Annotated in this window: 16 protein-coding genes and 1 riboswitch; of the genes, 7 read left to right on the top strand and 9 right to left on the bottom strand. The window is 51.5% G+C overall.

Features of this window, described 5'->3' with window-relative positions; genetic code table 11:
• Positions 1 to 13: 13 nt before the first annotated feature.
• Both PsW74_RS07975 and PsW74_RS07970 read left to right on the top strand, forming a co-directional pair.
• The gene (locus PsW74_RS07975) at positions 14 to 547 is read left to right on the top strand and encodes a regulatory protein RecX (protein WP_063288479.1); all 534 of its coding nucleotides are present in this window, start codon (positions 14 to 16) and stop codon (positions 545 to 547) included.
• 116 nt (positions 548 to 663) lie between these two features.
• Complete coding sequence (locus PsW74_RS07970) at positions 664 to 1,788, top strand: heparin lyase I family protein (protein WP_063288480.1); 1,125 nt, start codon at positions 664 to 666, stop codon at positions 1,786 to 1,788.
• On the opposite strand, the gene PsW74_RS07965 is transcribed toward PsW74_RS07970, so the two are convergent.
• Positions 1,785 to 3,452 (bottom strand): formate--tetrahydrofolate ligase, encoded by a 1,668-nt coding sequence (locus tag PsW74_RS07965; protein WP_057465326.1) that lies wholly within the window; start codon positions 3,450 to 3,452, stop codon positions 1,785 to 1,787. The genes PsW74_RS07970 and PsW74_RS07965 overlap by 4 nt on opposite strands.
• A gap of 332 nt (positions 3,453 to 3,784) precedes the next feature.
• Here PsW74_RS07965 and PsW74_RS07960 point away from each other — a divergent pair, with 332 nt between their 5' ends.
• The 5 genes from PsW74_RS07960 to PsW74_RS07940 all read left to right on the top strand — a co-directional run bounded on the left by PsW74_RS07960 (position 3,785) and on the right by PsW74_RS07940 (position 9,784).
• The gene (locus PsW74_RS07960) at positions 3,785 to 4,678 is read left to right on the top strand and encodes a DMT family transporter (RefSeq protein WP_063288481.1); all 894 of its coding nucleotides are present in this window, start codon (positions 3,785 to 3,787) and stop codon (positions 4,676 to 4,678) included.
• A gap of 176 nt (positions 4,679 to 4,854) precedes the next feature.
• A riboswitch (cobalamin riboswitch) is annotated at positions 4,855 to 5,068 on the top strand.
• Between the two features lie 175 nt (positions 5,069 to 5,243).
• On the top strand, positions 5,244 to 7,058 hold the full coding sequence (locus PsW74_RS07955; protein WP_063288482.1) for a TonB-dependent receptor: 1,815 nt from the start codon (positions 5,244 to 5,246) through the stop codon (positions 7,056 to 7,058).
• A gap of 97 nt (positions 7,059 to 7,155) precedes the next feature.
• Entirely contained in the window at positions 7,156 to 8,028 is an 873-nt protein-coding gene (locus PsW74_RS07950) for an ABC transporter substrate-binding protein (protein ID WP_063288483.1), read from the top strand.
• Positions 8,025 to 9,023 (top strand): iron ABC transporter permease, encoded by a 999-nt coding sequence (locus PsW74_RS07945; RefSeq protein ID WP_063288484.1) that lies wholly within the window; start codon positions 8,025 to 8,027, stop codon positions 9,021 to 9,023. Before PsW74_RS07950 ends, PsW74_RS07945 begins: the two co-directional genes overlap by 4 nt.
• Entirely contained in the window at positions 9,023 to 9,784 is a 762-nt protein-coding gene (locus tag PsW74_RS07940) for an ABC transporter ATP-binding protein (protein WP_063288485.1), read from the top strand. The genes PsW74_RS07945 and PsW74_RS07940 overlap by 1 nt, the downstream gene beginning before the upstream one ends.
• Before the next feature lie 12 nt (positions 9,785 to 9,796).
• On the opposite strand, the gene PsW74_RS07935 is transcribed toward PsW74_RS07940, so the two are convergent.
• The 8 genes from PsW74_RS07935 to cofG all read right to left on the bottom strand — a co-directional run bounded on the left by PsW74_RS07935 (position 9,797) and on the right by cofG (position 17,332).
• Complete coding sequence (locus PsW74_RS07935; protein WP_063288486.1) at positions 9,797 to 10,426, bottom strand: TetR family transcriptional regulator C-terminal domain-containing protein; 630 nt, start codon at positions 10,424 to 10,426, stop codon at positions 9,797 to 9,799.
• A 305-nt stretch (positions 10,427 to 10,731) separates the two neighbouring features.
• On the bottom strand, positions 10,732 to 11,766 hold the full coding sequence (locus PsW74_RS07930; protein ID WP_063288487.1) for a TIGR03842 family LLM class F420-dependent oxidoreductase: 1,035 nt from the start codon (positions 11,764 to 11,766) through the stop codon (positions 10,732 to 10,734).
• Between the two features lie 93 nt (positions 11,767 to 11,859).
• On the bottom strand, positions 11,860 to 12,528 hold the full coding sequence (gene npdG / locus PsW74_RS07925; protein ID WP_063288488.1) for an NADPH-dependent F420 reductase: 669 nt from the start codon (positions 12,526 to 12,528) through the stop codon (positions 11,860 to 11,862).
• Positions 12,525 to 13,295 carry a coenzyme F420-0:L-glutamate ligase gene (gene cofE, locus PsW74_RS07920; protein WP_063288489.1) on the bottom strand — a complete coding sequence of 257 codons (771 nt, stop codon included), beginning with the start codon at positions 13,293 to 13,295 and terminating at the stop codon, positions 12,525 to 12,527. The genes npdG and cofE overlap by 4 nt, the downstream gene beginning before the upstream one ends.
• On the bottom strand, positions 13,295 to 13,945 hold the full coding sequence (gene cofC, locus PsW74_RS07915) for a 2-phospho-L-lactate guanylyltransferase (protein WP_063288490.1): 651 nt from the start codon (positions 13,943 to 13,945) through the stop codon (positions 13,295 to 13,297). Before cofC ends, cofE begins: the two co-directional genes overlap by 1 nt.
• Positions 13,942 to 14,925, bottom strand: a complete 984-nt coding sequence (cofD, locus tag PsW74_RS07910; protein WP_063288491.1) for a 2-phospho-L-lactate transferase — start codon at positions 14,923 to 14,925, stop codon at positions 13,942 to 13,944. Before cofD ends, cofC begins: the two co-directional genes overlap by 4 nt.
• Positions 14,922 to 16,196 (bottom strand): 5-amino-6-(D-ribitylamino)uracil--L-tyrosine 4-hydroxyphenyl transferase CofH, encoded by a 1,275-nt coding sequence (gene cofH / locus PsW74_RS07905; protein ID WP_063288492.1) that lies wholly within the window; start codon positions 16,194 to 16,196, stop codon positions 14,922 to 14,924. Before cofH ends, cofD begins: the two co-directional genes overlap by 4 nt.
• Positions 16,193 to 17,332: a 7,8-didemethyl-8-hydroxy-5-deazariboflavin synthase CofG gene (gene cofG / locus PsW74_RS07900; RefSeq protein ID WP_193775951.1), complete on the bottom strand. Its 1,140-nt coding sequence runs from the start codon at positions 17,330 to 17,332 to the stop codon at positions 16,193 to 16,195. Before cofG ends, cofH begins: the two co-directional genes overlap by 4 nt.
• Positions 17,333 to 17,942: the final 610 nt, after the last annotated feature.

The raw sequence follows: 17,942 nt of genomic DNA, 5'->3' as shown, positions 1-17,942 counted from the left end.
GAGATGAGGTCACGTGGGCAAGAAAGTTTCATCTGAATATCTGCGCCGGGCAGCGCTGCATTATCTAAACAGATACAGTGCATCGGAAGACAGTCTGCGACGGGTTTTGAAGCGTAAAGTAGACAAACGGGCCAGAGAAGCAGATGAAGATCCCCATGAGTTCTATGAGCTGATTGAACCTGTGGTCACGTTTTGCCGTGATCACAAGTTTGTCGATGATCTTCAGTTTGCACAAAGCAAAATCAGATCGGCGACACTCAAAGGCAAGTCCAGCTCCCGAATAAAGCTGGAACTGAATGCCAAAGGTGTGTCTGGAGACGATATTCAGACAGCTTTTGACGACGAAAACCATGATGACCAACGCGCAGCGATTGCCTATGCCAAACGCAGGCGCCTTGGGCCGTGGCGGACAAAACCTAAAGAAGAGCGACGAGACAAAGAGCTTGGCAGTTTGATCCGCGCAGGCTTCCCCTTTTCGCTCGCTCAAAAGATCATTGATATGACCTTGGAAGAGGCTGAAGGCATCATCTACGGGCCTGTTTCCTGAAACTTTTCGTCAAATCCTCTGAAAAATCCCGAAAGCCTCTTGGGAGCGCAGCAATAATTCTTCTCTAGATTGGCGTGATCTGCAATCAATCCAGCACCGTGCCTTTGGGAGAAAAGATGCCGGATTCAGATCTACGCGACACTTTCAGAAGATATGGTCTGCTCATCCCGGTGCTTGCAGGTCTATGCCTGTTGGTGAGCCCCCAGTTCTCAGTTGCCGACGACCTAACTCCAAAAGACGAACCCTCCGACAAAACTGATGTCATAGTGACGCCGCAACAAGACGGAGGTGTTCACATCGATGAAATGCGTCAGTCAAAGTGTGCCGTCATGATTGATGACTTTGATGAATACCCAAGTGCAAGCGACTGGGATATTCACCGCATGAACAAGCCAGAAAACTTCCAGATTGAAAGCGATGTTGTGCGCGATGGTGGACACTCGCTGGCGATCACAGTGTTCGGCGATGATGAGTTGGACGCAGAGGGAAACCTGAAGAATGAACTTTGGGAGGCGCGTCAAAAGCGTTGTAATTTTGGCGATGAGGTTTGGTACTCATTCAGCTTTAAAATTGATGGAACCGTCTGGCCTGCCGGATCGACCCGCTGGGTGATTGGTCAATGGAAGGAAGACTCTGGCGGCAGCCCATTTCTGGCGCAACGGTTTGACAACGGCGTTTTTCACATCACTGTCCAGCACAATGACATTCGCAAACTAGTTGCGCAGGCAGAAGGCAGCTATCAGCAAGACTTTAAGGGGTTCTCGCAGGAGCTCCAGCAAATGCTGAGTTTGGATCGGCAAGGTTTTCGCAACAGAAATGATGCAAGCCGCACCTCAGACGAGTTCCTTGGCAGTGGCCTTTCAATTCCTGAGCTGAAAAAAGCGATTGAAGCACAGGACACCTCCAAGTTCCCATTTCTGGCGGACCCGCAAACCTACTCAGATTATCCAGGTATTCAGATCGAACTCTCAGATGACCCGGTACTGCCGGATCCAACAACCGGATGGGTTGATATGCGTTATCGCGTCAAAGGAAGCCGTGTCGGGCAGGGGATCATCGAGATTTGGGCCAACAACAGGTTCATCGCACGCGTTACCGGTTACATTGGTAACGATGAGTTTGCCGGTAAAACCCAATACTTCAAGTTCGGGCATTACCGGGATTATGATCGCCACGACTTACAGTCGACAGTGTATCTGGACCGCTTTCGCCGCGGCCCGCACCGGTCTGATGTAGACTAAAACAAGCCTTCAATCTGGCTGTTTTCATCAAGCCCGATGGTCTCTGCTGCCGGATGGCGCGGCAGGCCCGGCATCACCATAATATCGCCAGTCAGTGCCACAATAAATCCAGCCCCTGCGGAAAGTCGAACCGCACGTACATGGATGCTGTAGTCTGATGGCGCGCCAAGCAAGGCTGGATCGGTCGAGAAGGAATACGGGGTCTTAGCCATACATACCGAAAGGTGACCGTATCCTTGTTCTTCATAGGACTTGAGTTGATCTTTGACAGCCTGCTCACAGGTGACCTTTGAAGCACCATAAATCTTTTTGCAAATCCGACGTATTTTCTTCCAAAGAGCCAGATCATCTTCATAAAGATGTTTGAACTCTGACTGTGTTGTCTGGAGGATCTCAGAGACAGATGTCGCCAGCTCTTCAGTGCCTGCTGAGCCATTGGCCCAATGTGTGCAGGGCACGGCTTTAACGCCGAGCTTCTCCATCCGCGACATGATCACGTCAATTTCCTGGTCTGTATCAGGGCCGTACCGATTGATCGCCACAATCACAGGAACGCCATAGCGCTTACAGTTTTTGACGTGTCGTTCCAGATTGCTCATGCCTTTTTCAAGTGCGGGGATGTTCTCTACTGTCAGATCATTCTTGGCAACACCACCATGCATCTTGAGTGCGCGAACCGTTGCCACAACAACAACGGCATTTGGTGTCAAACCAGCTTGACGGCATTTGATGTTGAAGAACTTTTCAGCGCCAAGGTCAGCACCAAAACCAGCTTCCGTCACCACATAATCAGAAAGACGCAGCGCGGTCTTTGTCGCAATCACTGAGTTACAGCCATGGGCGATATTGGCAAACGGACCGCCATGGATAAAGGCAGGGTTGTTCTCAAGTGTCTGAACCAGATTAGGTCGGAAGGCGTCTTTAAGCAGCGCAGTCATCGCGCCATCGGCTTTCAGGTCCCGGCAGTAAATCGGTGTCTTATCTTTGCGATACCCAATCAACAGGCGGCCTAAACGCTCCTGAAGATCCTGCAGGCTTTCAGCAAGGCAAAGTACGGCCATCACTTCAGAAGCCACGGTGATGTCATAACCAGACTCGCTCGGGAACCCGTTGCTGACACCGCCAAGGCCAGTGGTAATGGAGCGCAATGAGCGGTCATTGATATCGACCACCCGGCGCCAGACAATCCGGCGCTGGTCAATATTCTCTGCATTGCCCCAATAGATGTGGTTGTCGATCATCGCAGAAAGCAGGTTATGTGCAGCAGTGATTGCATGCAGATCACCTGTGAAATGGAGGTTGATATCCTCCATAGGCACCACCTGCGCGTAACCGCCACCCGCAGCTCCACCCTTCATGCCAAAGCAAGGGCCTAACGAGGGTTCACGCAAGCAGATGGTTGTTTTCAGCCCGATGCGATTGAGCGCGTCGCCCAGGCCCACAGTTGTTGTGGTCTTGCCTTCTCCCGCTGGTGTTGGGGAAACAGCTGTCACAAGTATGAGTTTACCATATGGATTGCTGTTCAGTTCTGGCATCTCATCCAGATTAACCTTGGCTTTAAATCGGCCATAAGGTTCAAGAGCGTCCTCCGGGATCTTCAGATTTTGAGCGATGCGCGCAATGGGTTTCATGTCTGCTGCACGGGCAATTTCAATATCTTTCATGGAAAATCTCCAGATTAGAACGTGTAATCAAATGAGCCGGAGAGAGCGTCAAAAACGCAAATCAGGCAGGAACAGCAATGTAATCTCTACGTAGAATCTCTACCGAATGCACCTGCAAAGTTCAAGATTGAGGTAGGGCACTTGAAACTAACTTAGTTAACGGTGCTCATCTGTGTTTTTGCTGAGATGTGAAATATTATTACCTGAATAGCTGTTGGTCTGTTCTAAAATTCACCAGACTGCGCTTGCGCGGCAAATCCAAGAGCAGTAGAGCTGGTTGGCTTTTATAAACAAACTGCGCCGTGCCGTAGTTTCGTCGGTTAGGTCACCCCATGTTTTTATTTGAAGTTGCCGCGCTCGGTGCCGCTGCCACCTGGGCTATTGGTGGTCTCATTTCAGCAAAGCCTGCAGCACACCTTGGAGCCATTGGCTTCAACTGTGTGCGTATGTGGTTTGTTGTGGTGTTTCTGGGTATCTATGTCATTGCAACAGGCACATGGAATACGGTTGATTCAAGCCACGCTTCTCTCATCTTTCTCTCTGGCTTTGTCGGCATCTTCATGGGGGACACTTTGTTGTTCCTCACGCTCAATCGTATGGGGCCGCGCCGCACAGCCATCCTGTTTTCCATGAACGCACCCATGTCAGCGCTTCTCGGTTGGCTATTTCTGTCAGAGGAACTGTCATTTCAGGCACTTGTTGGTATCTCATTCGTTCTGGTAGGCGTTATCCTCGCCATTGCGTTTGGAAAGCGCAAAGACCAGCTTCATAAATGGGAGGCGATTAAGGGACCTGTTGCCATTGGTGTCCTCTTTGGCACGTTGGCCGCACTTTCCCAATCAGTCGGGTCAATCATCATTCGTCCCGTTATGGAAAGTGGAGCAGATCCCGTCGCCATCTCGCTTATGCGCTGCACCATTGCAGCCTTTGGTTTGCTGGTGCTCTTTTACCTGCCGGGCCGTCCATTCAGACTGGCGAACCCAATCAACAAAGAGATTGTCGCACTGGCCTCTTTGTCCGGCATGCTTGGCATGGGTATCGGCATGACGTTGATCCTCTATGCGCTGAGTGGCGGAGAGGTTGGCATTGTTTCTACCCTGTCTGCAACCACCCCAGCGATGATGCTGCCTGTTCTGTGGTGGCAAACCAAAGAGTTTCCTGCCATTGGGGCATGGATTGGTGCACTCCTCGTCATTCTCGGCTGTGCTTTGATTTTCATGAGCTAAACAGATGATAAGGCAATGATGCCGCCTAAGCACCACAAGCAGGTGCGACCTTAAGTGGCCGCATCGCAAGATCTGGTAGCGTGGCCGCATCAGCAATTTCTGTGAGTTTTGCAGGCAATTGGTCGAATTTTATCAAGTTCGCTATTCAGCCAGTTGACGAAAGCCCATGAAATCTGATCAATAGCCGGGCATTTGGTATTTTTGTCGATTAGATAAAAATGAAAAGGGAACACGGTCCAATTGGAAAAGCCGTGGCTGCCCCCGCAACTGTAAGCGTAGAGTTGTTGCTCACACATGCCACTGACGCAGCTGTTTAAAGCAGTGTTGGGAAGGCGGAGCAACAGTAAGGACGCGCAAGCCAGGAGACCTGCCAGATGCAGTCACTCACCCACGGCACGGGGCGTGCTATGGGGCGGTATTCCGTTCAGGTGACATTCACAGTGCGTCTGAGCGGTAATGAATCTGACTTTACTTCAAAAGGTTAGAACCAAGTTTCTTCAAAGACGCACAATGCAATCAACAGCATGGCATCCGTCATGGATGCTGTGAATGATGGACCAAACTCGTGCGTAACACATCTTGGATCGCAGCTACCCTCAAATCCGGCGTAGCTCTCTCAGCTCTCCTCAGCTCAACTCTAATCTCCTCCGCAAACGAGACCGAGCTTGACGAAATCATCGTCATCGCCAACAGAACGGAAACCGAAGCTGGCAAAGTCGGCTCCACTACCCACGTTGTCACCGAAGAAGACCTAAAGAACGACGGCGCTATGTTTGTCTCTGAATACCTGACAAAGTTGCCGGGTATCTCGTTCTCGCAAAACGGCGGAGCGGGTAAAACAAGTGCTTTGCGCATTCGTGGAATGAGTGGTTATTACACGAAGATTTTGCTGGATGGTGTCGATATTGCTGACCCGTCTGGTACGCAAGTTGAAGCTCGCCTTGAGCATGTCCTACTTGATGATGTTGAGCGTATTGAAATCTTAAAAGGCTCGCACAGTGCATTATATGGTGGCCAAGCGGTGGGGGGTGTTATCAATATCATCACCAAACGCGCTGCGCCGGGCACCGTGAAGCATAATTCGGCCATCGAGGGCGGCAGCTACGGAACCGTCAATGCTGCCTATGGATTTCAGGCGGCGACTGAAACAGCAGATATCGCAGTAAATGTGCAGCGCTACCATACTGATGGGTTTAGCGCGCAAACCCCAAAAAGTGACACAGCAGATGAAGATGGTTATGAGAACCTGACCTTTTCTGCAAAAGGTTCAGTCGATGTCACAGAGGCTCTGAACCTATATTTTGTTGCTCGCGGTACGGATGGTCACAGCGAGTTTGATGGATATAATAACCCTGATGCACGTAATGAACAGGACTACCGCCAGTATATAGGCAAGCTAGGTGCTAATTTTGCGTGGTTAGATGATAGGATGACAACTGACGCCTCATTCCAGTTAGTCGATACAACGCGCAAGTATTACGGTGACAATCCAGGGACTTACAAAGGCGATCGCTACAAGTTTGATGTCCTCAATACCTTCGATGTAACAGACGAAATCACGCTGAACTTTGGTGGTGATTGGATGCATGAGGACTACGCAGAATACGGAAGTAGTCGGATCTTTGGGGGTTTTGTTGAAGCTATGGTCGACCCATCAGATGAGCTAAGCCTTTCTCTTTCATCACGTCTGGATCATCATTCTCGTTTCGGAACATACTGGTCTGGTCGCGCTACAACGTCCTACCAGATTATCGAGGGGACTCGTTTCCGCTCAAGCATTGGCAATGGCTTCCGTGCGCCTGCCTTGAATGAGCTTTTTGGCAAATGGGGCCCTAATCCAGATCTGAAGCCAGAGACAAGCGTGAGCTTTGATGCTGGCGTCGATCAGGAGTTCTTCGACGGAAAACTCCGGTTTGGCGCTACTTATTTCCACATACTTACTGAAGACCTTATCAAATATAGAGTAAATCAGTACGTACAGATCAACGGCATGTCCCGAAGCCAAGGTGCGGAGCTGTCTGCTAACTGGGATGTTCTCGACAATCTGAGCTTCAATGCTGCCTACACTTACACATGGGCTGTTGGACCAGACAAAAAACGCTTGGTGCGTGTCCCTCTGCATGACGTGAATGTAGGCGCGACTTACAAGCCTGTTGATGTGCTGACCCTCAATCTCAATACCAGTTACGTCTCCGGAATCGAAGATGACGGTGAGCTCGACGACTTCGTTCTGGTCAATGCAAAAGCTGCTTATCAGTACACCGAGAATCTGACGTTCCATGTCCGTGGTGAAAACTTGCTGGATCAGGATTATGAGCGGATCAAAGACTATCAGACACCGGGTCTTTCCGTTTACGCTGGTCTTACTGCCAGTTTCTGATTAAGTATGCCGCTCGGTGAAAGCTGAGCGGCATCTTGCAGGGGATGGCTCTGCTCGGGCTGTCTTCCCATGTCTGTATGCCTCTCAAAAGGTCGAAATGCGAAATAAGATCAAAAAGATCATGCAAATGGCGTTTCTGATGGCTCTGGCAATCAGTCCTGCTGTTGTACGCGCGGACCAGAGCGAGGCGGAGGCACCCCGGCGAGTTGTCTCCATGAACCTGTGCACCGACCAGTTTTCCATGCTGCTGGCAGGCAAAGAGCAACTTGTATCAGTCTCCAAACTAGCGTCTGACCCAACGCTCTCCGTCATGAGTGAAGAGGCAAAGGCCTATCCGGTCAACTTCGGTGGGGCAGAAGAAATCTATCTGATGAACCCGGATCTGGTGATCGCGGGGACATACACAAACCAAACCACAGTCCAGATGCTGCGCGGTCTCGGAATCACGGTGGTTCAGGTGCCGCCCGTTCGTACCATCTCAGACATCGCCAAAGAGCTACGGCGTCTCGGTAAGATATTGGGACGTGAACAACAAGCTGAGGCACTCGCACAGCAGTTCACCTTTGAAATCCGGCAGCTAATCGATGCTCAGCCAGCTGAACGAGCGCGGGCAGGGGTCTACTACGCCAATGGATACACGGCGGGAGATGGCAGTCTCGTTAATGAGCTGATCACCACCGCTGGCCTGCAGAACATTGCCAATAATCTGGGTTTGAAGGGCACGAGCAAGCTGCCCTTGGAACTGCTGATCCTTGAAGCCCCGCAGCTGCTTGTTGAGGGCACTCAGTTCTCAGATAAACCTGCATTGGCTTTTGAACTCCTCGCTCACCCAGCCTTGAAGCGCACGCTCGGCAACAGTGGTCGTGTCATGGTCGAAGACAAGTACACCATTTGTGGCCTGCCGTTTGTGACGCAAGCTATTGGTAAACTAGCCAAACAAGCCACCAAACTAGGAGCGCAAGCCGAATGACCAAGCATCCGGATGCTCCGTTGATCACGGTTCTGTGCCTGATCGCAGCTATTCTGTTTGTGACCTCGCTCATGATCGGCGCTGCTGATTTGACATTCATGCAGCTGATTAAAGCAGCATTCGCCGCAGAAAAAACGCCCGTTTCTATCGTCTTTTGGGAAATCCGCGTGCCGCGCGCCCTTCTGGGCTTGATCACCGGCGCAACGCTAGGCCTGTCCGGTGCTGTATTGCAGGGCCTCCTGCGCAATCCCTTGGCGGAACCTGGTTTGATCGGCGTCAGCTCCTCCGCAAGTCTGGGCGCAGTCATTGCTATTTACACTGGGCTGACAATCACTATGCCCTTCGCACTGCCAGCGTTTGCACTGCTCGGCGCAGCGATTGCAGCAGTTTTGTTGCCCATGCTGGCGGGCGGGCGAGGGCAGACGCTGACACTGATCCTTGCAGGCGTTGCGATCTCAAGTATCGCGACTGCGCTCACGTCATTGGCACTCAATCTGTCGCCTAACCCGTTTGCAGCTATGGAAATCGTGTTCTGGATGCTTGGCTCGTTAAATGACCGGTCTATGCAACATCTTTACATCATTGCGCCGTTCATCGTGATCGGCTGGAGCCTCTTGCTCATCACAGGCAAAGGCCTCAATGCGTTGTCTCTGGGTGAGGAAACTGCTCATACCATGGGCGTGTCTCTGCCCCATCTGCGTTTTTGCGCCATTGTGGGAACAGCGGCCAGTGTTGGTGCTGTGACAGCTGTGACTGGAACAATCGGTTTCATCGGCCTCATCGTCCCTCATCTGCTGCGTAAAATGGTGGGCGGAGAACCTCAGCGCCTACTGCTGCCAAGTGCCATTGCAGGGGCTTGCCTGCTCACGCTTGCAGACATCACAGTGAAACTGTTCGGCCCACAATCAAACCTTAAGCTCGGAGTGCTGACGGCAATTGTCGGTGCGCCGTTCTTCCTTTGGCTGATCATCAAACAACGCAGGGCTTTGATCTGATGCTGCTTCAACTCAAAGACCTTTCCGTCAACTACGGTCCCAAAAACATCCTGTCCTCAATCAATCTGGAGATTGGTAAAGGTGAGATCGTCGGGTTGATCGGCCCCAATGGCTCAGGCAAATCCACACTGATGAAAGCCATGGTCGGATTAATCCCGTCTTATGGAGAGATCAGCTACGACAACCAGCTCCTCAAAAGCATCTCTGCCAAGCAACTCTCCAAGCATGTTGCTTACATGGCGCAGGAGCGTGACGTGGCGTGGGATTTGTCTGTAGAACGCATTTTGGCTTTGGGTTGTGAAGCTATTGGTGGCTCCGTGCGGACGCTCAAACACAAGGCGGAACTGGAAGAGACGATTGCAAGTTTGGGGCTGGACGCAATCAGAAAAGCTTCAATCCTACAGGTGTCTGGTGGAGAGAAAGCGCGTGCTCTGCTTGGCAGGGCCTTGATGCAAAAAACACCACTGATCATTGCGGATGAGCCAACGGCAGGACTTGATCCGGAACACCAGTTGGAGCTGCAGGAGATTTTTCAAAAGCTGCAACAACAAGGTACATCCATGCTTGTCAGCCTGCATGACTGGACATACGCAGCGCGCCTTTGCACGCGGCTCGCGATGTTAAAAGAAGGAAAGCTGGTCGCGTATGGTACGCCAAAAGACGTGTTGACCGAAGAACGCGTGCAGGATGTTTATCGTGTCAAAGCCCATATTCTGCAAACAGAGCAGGGGCCTGTGATCACCCCCACAACACGTTTGTAAGAAGACCTTCGATTATTCGGGTGCAAGGCTCTTACGGAACATGCGATCAAGGTATGCCGCAGCCTCTTTGAAGCGGTCCTTGGACTTATCTGCCGGAAGCAACGTCTCCACCTGACTGTCAAAGTCAGCGTAATGCTGGGTCGTGGACCAGATTGAAAACAGCAGGTGGTACGGATCTGTCTCGGCGATCTTGCCCTCATTCATCCAGCCTTGAACAACGACTGTCTTCTCATCCACCAGTGACTTCAAGGGGCCAGCAATCAGAGATTTGATGCGCGGAGCACCCTGCAAGATCTCGTTGGCGAACAAGCGGCTTTCCCGCGGGTAGTCCCGCGCCATCTCCAGTTTGCGGCGTACATACGCGCAAATCTCTTCAATGGGTTCACCTTCAGGATTGAGCTGATGTAGCGGATCAAGCCAGATGTACAGCAACCGTTCAATCAGCTCTGCATGAATGGCATCTTTGCTGTCGTAATAATAAAAAAGGTTTGGTTTGGACAAGCCAGCTTGCTGAGCGACCTGATCGATCGTAGATCCACGAAATCCATAGGTTGAGAACACATCCAGCGCAGCTGCGAGGATCTTCTCAGTCTTTTCTATCTGAATTCGTGTTTTGCCTTTTGCTTCAGAAGCCTTAGCCATACTCTTTTCCAAATTGCTTAAGCACCGAACCTAAAAATACCCGCTCGGTATATGAGTAGGTTAGCACCTACGAAAACACAGTGCTCATATCAAGCTAAACACTAGTAGAAAAGTCGTGATGAGGCAGCTCACCCAATAATTGTTGTTTTTCTGCAATAAAGCGTATGCCCGAAAAGTGGTTCCGGTTTTCGGACAAGAATACGGGTAAAAATAAAGAGTTAGAGCTTGATGCGTGCATCCACATGAACACAGCCTGCTCTGGAAAGAGAAAGGCCGGGCTCATATGGAACCCGGCCCGTGTTTGCTTAGCTGACAGCTTCCGGTGTTTTTGCGCTGTCTGCGTTAAAGGCCGGAATGATCTTTTCGCCGTAATCTGCGATGATCTTCTCTTCATCACCACTGTCCAGATAGATGTTGAACTGAGTGATGCCCGCATCTTTCAGCTTGTTCAGCTTTTCAATGTGGTTTTCAGGTGGGCCGAGAACTGCAAAGCTTTCAACGATATCATCGGTAATGAAGTCGAGGAACGGATTGTCGCTCTGACCGTGCTTGGAATAGTCATAACCACGACGGTTCTCAATGTAAGACGTCAGAGATGCAGGCACCTGATCGGTGTTTGATCCATACTTCTCAACGATATCCGCTACGTGGTTGCCTACCATAGCAGGGAACCACTTGGTCTTCTCAATGCCTTCTTCCAGTGTGCCTGTATGAGCAGGAGCAGCTGCCATAATGCCGAAGTCACTCATGTCACGACCAGCTTCTTCACCAGCTGCAACTGCCTGATCGCCAAGCCATTTACAAATGCCAGGCTCCGCAATCTGCAGAATAAGGCCATCGCCTACACGGCCGGCAGAACTCAGCGCCTTCGGTCCATAAGCCGCAACCCAGACAGGGAGCTCATAACCATCCGCCCATGGGAACTTCACTGGCTCAGGGCATTCACCGTACTGTGCTTCTTCCCCACGGATCAGAGCTTTAACAGTGTGAGTGAACTCTTCCAAACGCTTCAGCGGGGCAGGTTTTTTACCCATCACGCGCACAGCACTGTCGCCGCGGCCCAGACCAATATCAAAACGACCGCCGGACTGTTTGGCAAGCGAACCAAACAAGCTGGCTGCATGAGACCAGTCACGGGTGTTCGGGTTGGTCACGCATGGTCCAAAACGCATGTTTTTGGTGTGTTCCATGCACATTGCCATAGCAACGAAGCTCTCACGCCACAAAATGTGACTGTCGTAGAACCAGCAATACTTGAAACCAGCATTTTCCGCCTGACGAACCAGTGCCTTCGCGCGCTCTGGTTCTACAAACCCTTTAAAGCAAATACCAAAGTCCATGTGTGTCTCCTCTACAAATAGTAAGGTGTTGTTCAAAGCGTATCCTCGAAAAACGGCAGTTGGCTTTCGAAGAAGGATACGCCCGAAAAAGCCTTAGTGATCCGGTGCCCAGATGCGGATTCCCGCATGTGTAAACGGCACAGCTTTTGAAATGTTCTGACGAATGAGGATTGGAGTGATCGCCTCAATACAGCGTGCTGCTTTTGCATTGCCGCTATTGTAGGTTTTCACATCCAGCTTGTTCACCAGCTCCATCACCACCTTGCGGGCAGCAAGGCTGTCACCGCATACGAGGATGTCGCAGTTGATCGGCCAATCCAGATTGTTCAAAGTCGTGGCCGAAACATTGTGCAATGCGCCCACAACAGGAATGTCTGGCCCAAGCAAAGCTTGTGCAGCCTCAGTAGCAGAGCCTTCTGGCGGCATTTCGACGGTCTTCGGGTCACCTGGCGCAAGCGGAACAACAATGTCGATCAGGATCTTGCCAGCAAGGTGCGGTTTCAGAGCGTTTAATGTTGCGTCGTGCGCTGCATAAGGCACGGCAAGCATAACGCACTCACCAGCCGCCGCCACTGCATCCTCGTTCCCCATACCGTTGATCTGCGCAGAACCTTCTGGGAGCTTGGTCATCAACTCATCGGCAATTTCCTTGCCGCGAACTGCATCACGAGAGCCAAGCGCAACGGGAACGCCTGCGCGTGCAAACCTGAGTGCAAGCCCCTGACCCTGTGGCCCGGTTCCTCCGATAATCGCTAATGTCATCGGAACATGTCCTCCTTCTTAGATCTTATTAAATCCTGTGCCGAACTCGCCTCCAGCGTCCAGTTCAGTCCGCGAAACAGCACAACAGGCGTCTGGCCTGCTTTGCTGATCACCAGACCGGAAGCCGCGGCCAACTCATCTGCAAAGGCAGGTTCGGTCACACTGAGCAAACGCCCATGTGCATCCGAGTTGCCTTGTTCTTTGATTGTTGCGGGTACACCGGCAAGGCCCACAGCCACGTTCACTTGGCCAAGTCGCCAGGGCCGTCCAAAAGTGTCCGTAATGGCGAAGCCGATCTCGGCGTTAAAGCGTTTGGAAAGCGCCGCCTGCATATGGGCAGCGCTGGCATCCGGGTCTTTAGGCAGCAAAATGAGGGTTTCATCTGTGCCACTGTTAGATTCATCGACGGCCGCATTGGCGGAAATGAAGCCCAAACGATGCTCACAGATCATCGTCCCTTCATTTTGCGTCGGCCGCTTAAAATGGCGAACCACGCGGGTGCTTTCCTGCAAGATGATCTCAACCTTGCGTGGGTCTTTGTTCAGCTCCTCCGCATAGGTCTTAGCGTCTTCACAAGGAGTGACATCTGACAGTCTCACAATACGACCTTCCGCCTTGGAGAAGATCTTATGCGCAGATGTCAGGACGTCTCCGTCTTGCAAAGAAAGTCCAGCTGCCTCAATGGCATCGCCCAAAATAGCAGCAAGATCATCACCGGGCTTGATCTCTGGAATATTCGGGATCGCGTGTAGAGAAAGTGTATGCATCAAACAACTCTCCGGTCAGAACGTTTCTCAAGGAGCCGGGGCTGATGTGCGCTCAAATCTTCCATGTAATCGATATCTCTGGAAAAGGAGGAGGACGGGGCGATCACGCAGTTCAAACCACGCTCTGCCGCCTGGGCCTGATGCTTCAGGAAGGAAGAACTGCCATAAGTGAACGAAATGGCATCTGGCGGCGTTACAATCAGCACATTGGTGCCGTAGTCATGCGCCGGGCAAAGAACCAGTGAACTGGGAGAGCCCGCAAGGCCCAGAAGTCGCTCAAACTCACCAAAGTCAGGTGTTGCAATATCGGCAGGCAATACGCAGAGTGTCTCGTAATCATGCGCTTTTGCCCAAAGCGCAGCAGTGGTCAGTGCACAGTTCAGACCATCTTCCTGTCCCTCCAAGATCAAGTGAAGGCGATGATCAGTCACAGCTTTTGCTATATCCGTTGAACTGGTGACCACCGCGATGTCAAAGGGCGTGCTGCTTCGTGTCTGCGCGTCCTGCAAAAAGGCAATGGTCTGCGCAAACAAGTTCGCAGCCACGATGGCCCGTTCATTGGCATCAAGATACGGTCCCAGACGCGACTTGGCTCTCGCAAAATCCTTTACCGGAACAACAACAAGCGTTTTAACTGCGGTTTCCGTCATGCGTTCAGCTCCTGAGCCTCTGATGCATTTCCACGGCCAACATCGGAAAGGGCAAGCAGTGACGCCGCCAGCCGTACTTTGTCATCGCGGGTCTTCATGAGGATCGTGTCCAATGAGGTGCGCAGACCAAGGCCATTGATGGCAGCCACATGTTGCTCATCTGCGTGGTCAATCACAAAGCAATCCAGAAAATCCGCATAGATCTGCGCAACACCAAAGGCTGATGCTTCATAGCCAAGGGAAGATAGCATCCGGTCCGCAGGGCCTTTCACAACACCACCATTGATGATCGGTGAAACACCAATTTTGGGAGCCTTGGAGGCCTTTACTGCTTCTAGAATACCGGGAACTTTCAGGATTGGTAGAATACTCACGAGAGGGTTGCTTGGCGCGACCACAATTAAGTCTGCCTCCGCAAGTGCGTTCAGGGCTTCCTCGGTCGCATGTGCATCCTCGATATGATCGTAGTGCAGTTCCCGAACCTCAGGCGCACAGCGCTCTTTGACGAAGTATTCCTGAAAACTCAGCCAACCAGCCTCCGTTCTCACGCGCGTTTGAACCGTGTCGTCCGTTGGCAAAATCATCTCGCACTCAAGGCCAAAGCTCTTGGCGATATCACGTGCAATATGCGTTGGGCGATCTCCCTGACGACGCCTGTGTGTGCGGTAGATGTGCAGACCAAAATCACGGTCTCCCAGTGACATCCATGTATCGTCACCCAGTTTTGAGAGCGTGTCTAACGCGCGGTGGTTTTCATCCGCCACACCCCAACCTTGCTGGCGATCAATCACATCGGCCAGTGTGTAGGTGAGGGTATCAATGTCCGGCGAAACCCAGAGACCGTGGAAAGCCTCATCATCTGCAATGTTGCCGATGATGGAAAGTTCCACATTCTCCAGATGATACAGGCCCTCCGCCATTTTGGCGCCGCCGACCCCTCCGGCAATCAGAGTAACTTTGATAGGTGTGTTTGAGCTCATCCAGCACCTCCGATCGCTTGTACAGGCGCACCATCAGCCTCAGTCAGGAAGTTCAGCAGTCCGGAGTGTGCGCGGGCAACCAGAGGCGCCTGTTGTTCTGGCAATCCATCGGCAAAATCATTGATCACGCCATAAATGGTGTTGCGCTGAACAGGCTCTCTGTCTGCTTCCTGAATGACTTGGCACATTTCATAGGCTGTGATTTCCTGCCCATGAGCAGCGCCAGCAGAACGGGAGATGCTCTCATTCATCAAAGTGCCGCCCAGATCATTCACACCGCATTGCAAAAGATCAGAGGCAAACTCTGCACCAAGCTTGGTCCAGGAAACCTGAATGTTGTCGATCCAGCCATGCAGCATAATCCGCGAAACTGCATGCATCTTGCGTACTTCCAGATCAGTCGGGCCGGGGCGCACGTTTTTCGGATCCGCCGTATAAAGCGGGCTCTCGGAGTGCACGAAGCTCAGGGGCACCAGTTCGGTGAAGCCTCCGGTTTCCTTTTGAATATCGCGCAGCAAGGCAATGTGAGCTGCCCAATGCTCCGGTCCATCAATATGGCCGTACATGATCGTTGCGGTGGTTGGTATTCCAACCTCGTGGGCCGCTTTGATGATCTCCACCCACTTCTCAGTGCTCAGCTTGTTGCGGGTCAGCTGCTGGCGAATATCCGTATCCAGAATTTCAGCCGCTGTGCCGGGCAGGGAACCCAGTCCGCAATCCTTCAGGTCCTGAAGAAAGTCCGTGTAAGACTGCTTGGTCTTGGCTGCACCATACCAAACCTCAAACGGTGAAAACGCATGGATGTGCATGTCCGGCAGCGCTTTTTTGATCGCCAACACGAGCTCACGATAATAAGTGCCTTCCATTTTCGGGTGCAGTCCACCCTGAATGCAGACCTCAGTCGCTCCGCGGTCCCAGGCCTCTTGTGCCCGTGCAACAACTTGCTCAGGCACCAGCCATTCAGCACCCGGATCTTCGGTTCGCTTGGCAAACCCGCAGAACTTGCAGCCCATGTAACAGACATTGGTGAAGTTGATATTCCGGTTGACTACAAAACCAACTTTATCGCCATTGCTCCGCTGCCGAAGCGTATCCGCCACATAGGCAATAGCTGGAAAGTCCTCTGCAGAGGCACGAAACAGGCACTCACCTTCAGCTTGAGAAACCTCATTACCAGCCAGTGCCTTGCTCAGGATGTCACGAACTGAGGCGCTGACAGCGTGAAACCCTAGCGTATCATTCGTACGCTGCGGGAAACTATGAAGGGTCATAGGGAGCCTCCTGACTGAAGCGAGGCAGAGGAACCCATCTGTTCCCAAAGCCCTTGAGATTTTGAAAGCACAGCAGGGTCAACAAACTCGGTTTTATCGTGCAAGTAACTCGGATAGACGGTCAGGCGCTCTTCCAGTTTCTGCCCTGCCAACTGGGTCGAATGAGCAAGCTCATCAATCACCGGCCAGCGGTGCTGTGGGTTGATGAAATCAATGGTAACCGGCGAAATGCCACCCCAGTCGTTGATACCCGCACTCAGGTATTCCATATGTCGCTCACTCAGATTTGGCGGTGCCTGAAGACTGATTTCTGGTGAAAGGATCAGGCGTGCTACGGCCAGCGTGCGCAGCATGTCATCCAGCGAAGGTTCCGGATGGTTTTCCATTCCGATACCCGGCTTGCGCTGGAAATTCTGAATGATCACTTCCTGAATATGGCCGTGCCGAGCATGGCTTTCGTTGATGGCTTCCAGCGCTTCAATGCGCTCTTCCCACGTCTCACCAATGCCGATCAGCAATCCGGTGGTAAACGGGATCTTCTTTTGTCCAGCACGTTCCAGTGTACGCAGGCGCTGAACAGGCGCTTTGTCCGGACAGCCATAGTGCGGCTGGCCTTCTTTCATCAATCGGCGACTGGTTGTCTCCAGCATCATGCCCATGGAGGCGGCAAAGGGGCGCAGCTGGTCAATCTCTTCATCGCTCAGCGTACCCGCATTCACATGGGGCAGGAGAGTTGTTTCCCGCAGCACCATCTCACAAGCATCCGCCAGATAGCTGACCATGGAACTGTAGCCAAGCGTTGCCAAAGCCGCTTTCGCCTGCTCGTAGCGCAGTTCGGGTTTCTCACCCAGACTGAACAGCAGTTCCTTACATCCGGTCTCTTCACCCTGACGCGCCGTACGCATCACTTGCTCCGGTGTCATGATGTTGGCTTCGGGCGAACTGGGGTGTTTGACAAATGTGCAATACGTACATGTATCTCGGCACATGTTTGTCAGTGGTACAAAAACTTTACGGGAGTAGGTGACAGTGTTGCCCCAATACTGAAGCTTTACTGTAGCAGCCTGTTGCATCAGATCCCGAAGATCTGAGCCTTGCACTTCCCCCAGGTATCGCGCTTGGTCAGCAGTCAGCATAATTTTTTACCTCTCGGTCAAAAAATATCTGCAACTAACAGTTAGTCAAGGGAGAATTATCTCTCGGCTAGAATAAATATGCTGCAATGCAAATAAAACAAGCAGTGTTAAGAGTCTGTTTCAGCAACGGAAAGCTTTATTTTGCAATGATTTTTGTAAAGGTGCTTTGCAATATTGAACTATCAAAATCTTATTTGTGCAAAATTTTAGCAGTACATGCATAAATATCCGCCTTTCCAGTGTGTTGTTTCCCTTGATAAGTAGATGGGGAAACTTTGATTCCGATGATTTAGAAAAAAACATCAAAAAAACTTAGTAAGCTGTGGAGTTTTCTTACCTGCAACGCGCTTATCTCGCAGTTTTGGGAGGGCCTCTAAGTGTTTTACCTATTGGAATATCAGGAGAAATTTTGAAGTCGGCTGGTGAAATTGATCCATTTTTGAAGGTGGGTTGACAGATAATTGACTGTTTGGTCCAATTTACCCAAAGTTTTGGGAGGGGAATATCCAAGATTTAAGCTGAACTAAGCTATTGTATGAGGGGGCCACCTCTGCATACGATACCTACTCTGTTCCAAATGGGAAAAATAACCCTGCGGGAAATCTAGTAG

This window comes from Pseudovibrio sp. W74, assembly GCF_001623085.1.
Lineage (GTDB): Bacteria > Pseudomonadota > Alphaproteobacteria > Rhizobiales > Stappiaceae > Pseudovibrio.
The sequence above is the reverse complement of the archived record's forward strand: the minus strand, read 5'-3'. Positions and strand labels throughout refer to the sequence as shown.